4 protein-coding genes are annotated in these 5,885 nt (G+C 65.7%); 1 reads left to right on the top strand and 3 read right to left on the bottom strand.

Annotated features, from left to right (window positions below; translation table 11 throughout):
• Positions 1-55: 55 nt before the first annotated feature.
• The 3 genes from ACFWB0_RS25420 to ACFWB0_RS25410 all read right to left on the bottom strand — a co-directional run bounded on the left by ACFWB0_RS25420 (position 56) and on the right by ACFWB0_RS25410 (position 3,657).
• Positions 56-1,093: an aspartate-semialdehyde dehydrogenase gene (locus ACFWB0_RS25420; protein ID WP_378493173.1), complete on the bottom strand. Its 1,038-nt coding sequence runs from the start codon at positions 1,091-1,093 to the stop codon at positions 56-58.
• Between the two features lie 2 nt (positions 1,094-1,095).
• Complete coding sequence (locus tag ACFWB0_RS25415) at positions 1,096-2,361, bottom strand: aspartate kinase (RefSeq protein ID WP_378493172.1); 1,266 nt, start codon at positions 2,359-2,361, stop codon at positions 1,096-1,098.
• 81 nt (positions 2,362-2,442) lie between these two features.
• Entirely contained in the window at positions 2,443-3,657 is a 1,215-nt protein-coding gene (locus ACFWB0_RS25410; RefSeq protein WP_378493171.1) for a DUF4185 domain-containing protein, read from the bottom strand.
• 370 nt (positions 3,658-4,027) lie between these two features.
• Between ACFWB0_RS25410 and leuA the strand changes: the two genes are divergently transcribed.
• Complete coding sequence (gene leuA / locus ACFWB0_RS25405; RefSeq protein ID WP_378493170.1) at positions 4,028-5,839, top strand: 2-isopropylmalate synthase; 1,812 nt, start codon at positions 4,028-4,030, stop codon at positions 5,837-5,839.
• Positions 5,840-5,885: the final 46 nt, after the last annotated feature.

The raw sequence follows: 5,885 nt of genomic DNA, 5'->3' as shown, positions 1-5,885 counted from the left end.
CCTTCGATCGATCTGATCGATCGAAGGTGCCGTTCGCTCGAAAAACAGGGATGATCTACTGAGCCAGGAGTTCTGCGATCTGAATGGTGTTGAGCGCAGCGCCCTTCCGAAGGTTGTCGCCCGACACGAACAGTGCGATGCCACGGCCTTCCGGAGCGCCGGGGTCCTGACGGATACGACCCACCAGCGACACATCGTCGCCGGCCGCCGCGAGCGGCGTCGGCACATCGACCAGCTTGACGCCCGGAGCCGACGCGAGAACTTCCTGCGCGCGGGCGGCCGAGAGCGGGCGCTCGAACTCTGCATTGATCGACAGCGAGTGGCCCGTGATGACCGGGACGCGCACACATGTCCCCGACACGAGCAGGTCGGGAAGACCCAGGATCTTGCGCGACTCGTTGCGCAGCTTCTGATCCTCGTCGGTCTCACCGGTACCGTCGTCGACGATCGATCCGGCCAACGGCAGCACATTGAACGCGATCGGCGCGACGTACTTGTCGGGAGCCGGGAAGTCGACGGCACTGCCGTCGTGCACCAGCTTCTCGGCGTCTCCGATGACGGCACGCGCCTGGCCGAGGAGTTCCTCGACACCGGCGATACCGCTGCCCGACACGGCCTGGTAGCTCGAGATGATCAGGCGCTGCAGGCCCGCCTCGTCGTGCAGGGCCTTGAGGACCGGCATCGCGGCCATGGTCGTGCAGTTCGGGTTGGCGATGATGCCCTTCGGCGGGTTCTTCGCATCCTCCGGGTTGACCTCGCTCACCACGAGCGGAACCTCGGGGTCCTTGCGCCACGCCGACGAGTTGTCGACGACGGTCGCTCCCGCAGCGGCGAACCGCGGAGCCTGCTCGCGCGACAGGGTGGCACCGGCGGAGAACAGAGCAATATCGATGCCCTTCAGATCCTCGTCGGAAGTCGCGGACGCATCCTCGACGACGATCTCCTCGCCGCGGAACGGCAGCTTCTTACCGGCAGAGCGGGCCGATGCGAAGAACCGCACCTTGTCGGCCGGGAAGTTGCGCTCCTCGAGGAGTGTGCGCATGACGATGCCGACCTGACCGGTCGCGCCTACGACAGCGATTGTCTTTCCCATGATTACCGTCCCGTTCCTGCATGCACGACGGCTTCTTCGGTGCCGCCGAGGTCGAACGCCGCGTGGAGTGCACGCACTGCGTCGTCGAGGTCGTTGTCGTCGACCAGCACCGAGATGCGGATCTCCGAGGTGGAAATGAGGTCGATGTTGATACCCGCCTCGGCCAAGGTCTCGCAGAACTTGGCGGTGACGCCGGGGTGGCTCTTCATACCCGCACCGACGAGCGACACCTTGCCGATGTGGTCGTCGAACAGCACCTGGGTGAAGCCGATGTCTTCCTGCCGCTTGGCGAGCAGTTCGACGGCGCGCGGGCCGTCCGAGGTCGGCAGAGTGAAGGTGATGTCGGTCTTGCCCGTCTCCACCTTCGAGATGTTCTGCAGCACCATGTCGATGTTGATCTCGGCGTCGGCGACAGCGCGGAACACCTTCGCGGCGTAGCCGGGCGTGTCGGGCAGTCCGACGACGGTGATCTTCGATTCGCTGCGATCGTGCGCAACGCCGGTGATCAGGGCTTCTTCCACTGGGATGTCCTCCATCGATCCGGTCACGAGGGTGCCGGGCTTGGTGGTGTACGACGAACGGACGTGCACAGGCACGTTGTAGCGGCGGGCGTACTCGACGCAACGCAGCATCAGTACCTTCGCGCCGCACGCGGCGAGTTCGAGCATCTCCTCGAAGGAGACCTTGTCGAGCCGCTGCGCATCCTTGACGATGCGCGGATCAGCCGTGAACACGCCGTCGACGTCGGTGTAGATCTCGCAGACATCCGCGTTCAGTGCAGCGGCAAGAGCCACAGCGGTCGTGTCCGACCCGCCGCGTCCGAGCGTCGTGATGTCTTTGCTGTCCTGGCTGACGCCCTGGAATCCGGCGACGAGCACGATGGCACCTTCATCGAGTGCGGTGCGCACCCGGCCGGGCGTCACGTCGATGATCTTCGCCTTGCCGTGGCTGCCGGTGGTGATGACACCTGCCTGCGAGCCGGTGAACGACCGGGCTTCGGCTCCGAACGAGTGGATCGCCATCGCGACAAGCGCGTTGGAGATGCGTTCACCCGAGGTGAGGAGCATGTCCATCTCGCGCGCCGGGGGGGCCGGGCAGACCTGTTGGGCGAGGTCGAGGAGTTCATCGGTCGTGTCGCCCATCGCCGAGACGACGACGACGACGTCGTTGCCGGCCTTCTTGGTCTCGACGATCCTTTCAGCGACGCGCCGGATCCGTTCGGCCGTCGCGACCGATGATCCTCCGTACTTCTGGACGACGAGTGCCACGCTGGCGAACCTCCGGGGTCTTGGGTACAAGTCCAGGAAGCAAGCTTACCGATGTCGGCGCACCTCGCGGGCCCCGCCCTATCAGAGTACGGTCGTGCGCAGAAGCATGACGTTGTAATCGCTCCAGCGTGAGGCCGTGAAATAGAGGTCGCGTCCCGTCGACCACGGGTGGATGAACGGCGCATAGAGACCCCCGGCCTCGTCGCGGGTCACGAGCGGCCTCGGCCCACTCCACGGACCTTCGGGCGACGGGCTGGTGCGCAGTTCGATCGCGCCGGTCGCGTCGTTGCCGTAGAGCATGACGAATCGGTCGCCGGTGAAGTGCACCGACAGCTCCCCCACCGCGCCCGGGACGATCGGTACCGCACGGTCGACGTCACCCGGAATCCAGCCGTCGGCGGTCCAGTACTCGTACGCGGCGAGGTCGAGGATCTGCTGTTCGGGCACGCGGGAGAGGAACGCGGCGCCGAACCTCCCCTGCGGAGTTCCGTAGTCGTAGAGGTAACCGCCGTGTCGCAGGTATGCGTGCTGCTGAAAATTGGCGTTGCCCGACGACAGCTGCTGGACGCCCGGTATATCGAGGGGCACGTTCAGTCTCGCGGTGGCCGGGTCGACATGCCAGGTCTCGCCGTTGTCGGCCGACGTGCCGATCATCGAGGCGTTGGTCCACCATTCGCCGTGGCCACCCCAGGCCCGCACCGACATGAAGTTGATGTACTGAACCCCGTCGACGGAGATTCCCGCCGTCGGGATCACGGTCTTCTCGATCCCCTCGATCCCGAGCGCCCCCACGAGCTCGCGGGAGAAATCGGGAGCGTGCGCATGCACCGGCGAGCCGGCGTGGATGTCGCCGGGAACCGGATCGGGTACGTCGATGCCGTCGGTCAGGTTCGTGTCGGCACTGCGCATGAGGACGTTGTGGCGCCATTCCTCACCCGGGGCGGAACAATCTCCGAAGGTGTCGCCGAAGGCCATGAGGATTCTGCGATCCGGTTCCGCTGCGCCGTTGTCCCACATGATGGCCAGGTCCGTGCCGGAGACGGAGAACCGTGCGTCGGTCCGGTTGTCGCTGTGCGGTCCGGTGAGCCACGCGACGGCCCGCGTAGGTCCGGGGCCCAGATCGGGGAGCCGATCCTTCGGCGCACCGGGCAGAAGATCGGCGCTGCCGCCGCTACCGAACCCGCTACCACTGGGACTCTCGTGGCCGCACGGCTCAGCGCCCGCCTGCGCGGCGAGCGGCACCGTCCCACCGAATGCGAGGACGAGGGCCCAGCCCCCGATGACTGCCGGTCTCATCGGCCTCATCAACACGCCCCTCACAGTTCGCCTGTTACCGGTGTTACTGGTGGTGCCAAAGTTTCCACTGAGCACGATAGGGGGTGTGACGCGAGTGCGGGGAACAACTGGTTTCGATCAGGTCACGAACACGCCGTCATCGCGCCTGTCCAGCACGTCCCCGGCTTCCATCCCGGACAACGCACACAGCACGGACATCCCCGTGGGCGAAGCCCGGTCATGCGCGTTACACTGCTTGGCATGCAGCGTGCGCTTCTTCTCGGCCGCCGCGGCGGGATTTGACCAGACCGGCCTCCCGTCGCGGGGTTTCGTCGCGCCGGTCGATATCCTGATCTGGACTCACAAGTCCCCTTTTTTCTTGGAGTACGTCATGTCACCCGCCGACGCTTTCACCTCCGGTTCGCGCAACATCACGCCGCCGACCAAGCCCGCTCCCGCCGACCAGGCAGCATGGAACAAGCAGAAGAACTCGTCCATGCCCACCTACCGTTACCGGCCTTTCGCCGAAGAGGTGGAGCCCGTCTCGCTCCCCGACCGGACCTGGCCCGACAAGATCATCGACCGCGCCCCGGGTTGGTGCGCCGTCGACCTGCGCGACGGCAACCAGGCGCTCATCGATCCGATGAGTCCCGCACGCAAGCGCCGCATGTTCGATCTGCTGGTTCGCATGGGCTACAAGGAGATCGAGGTCGGTTTCCCGTCGGCGAGCCAGACCGATTTCGATTTCGTCCGGGAAATCATCGAGGACAACGCCATTCCCGATGACGTCACCATTCAGGTTCTGACGCAGTCGCGGCCCGAGCTGATCACCCGCACCTTCGAAGCCTGTGCCGGCGCGCAGAACGTGATCGTGCACTTCTACAACTCGACGTCGATCCTGCAGCGCCGCGTCGTGTTCAGAGCCGACCAGGCCACCGTCAAGAAGATCGCTACCGACGCCGCGGAATTGGTGATCGAGACGGCAAAGAACTACCCCGACACGAACTGGCGGTGGGAGTACTCGCCCGAGTCGTACACCGGCACCGAACTGTCGTACGCCAAAGAGGTCTGCGACGCGGTCGTCGAGACCCTCGGCGGCACCCCAGAGAACCCGGTCATCATCAATCTGCCCGCCACCGTCGAGATGGCGACACCGAACGTCTACGCCGACTCGATCGAGTGGATGCACCGCAACCTGGCCGCACGCGACTCGATCATCCTGTCGCTGCACCCGCACAACGACCGGGGCACCGGAGTTGCCGCAGCCGAGTTGGGTTACCAGGCCGGCGCCGACCGCATCGAAGGTTGCCTGTTCGGTAACGGTGAGCGCACCGGCAACGTGTGCCTGGTGACCCTGGGCCTGAACATGTTCAGCCGCGGCGTCGACCCGCAGATCGACTTCTCGGATATCGACGAGATCCGACGGACCGTCGAATACTGCAACCAGCTGCCCGTCCCGGAGCGTCACCCCTACGGCGGCGACCTGGTCTACACCGCATTCTCCGGCAGCCACCAGGACGCAATCAACAAGGGTCTGGACGTCATGAAGGCCGATGCGGACGCTGCGGGCGCCGACGTCGACGACATCACCTGGGCGGTTCCGTACCTGCCGATCGACCCGAAGGATGTCGGCCGCAGCTACGAGGCGGTGATCCGCGTGAATTCGCAGTCCGGCAAGGGCGGCGTCGCGTACATCATGAAGCACGACCACGGACTGAACCTGCCGCGTCGACTGCAGGTCGAGTTCTCGCAGGCCGTCCAGAAGGTCACCGACGGCGAAGGCGGTGAGGTCAGCCCCAAGGAGATGTGGGACATCTTCAACGAGGAGTACCTGGCCCCCATCACGCCGCTCGAGCGCATCAAGCAGAAGGTGACCGCGGCCGAGACCGACGACGGCGAGGACACCGTGGTCGCAGTACTGAAGGTGGACGGCGTCGAGAAGGAGATCAGCGGCTCCGGCAACGGACCGCTGGCGGCATTCGTCGACGGCCTGGAATCCCTCGGTTACCAGGTGGCCGTGCGCGGCTACGCCGAGCACGCGATGTCCGCCGGCGACGACGCCAATGCCGCAGCATTCGTCGAAGCCGACGTGACACGCCCCGACGGCACCACCGCGCTGGTGTGGGGCGCAGGTATCGCGCCGTCGATCACCGTCGCGTCGCTGCGCGCCATCGTCTCGGCAGTGAACCGCGCCCACCGCTGATCCGATAATTCGACCGGACGAACGCGGCGGGTCCCGACGGGGACCC

Source organism: Rhodococcus sp. NPDC060086 (assembly GCF_042730275.1).
GTDB lineage: Bacteria > Actinomycetota > Actinomycetes > Mycobacteriales > Mycobacteriaceae > Rhodococcus.
This window is presented reverse-complemented; position numbering and strand designations above follow the sequence as displayed.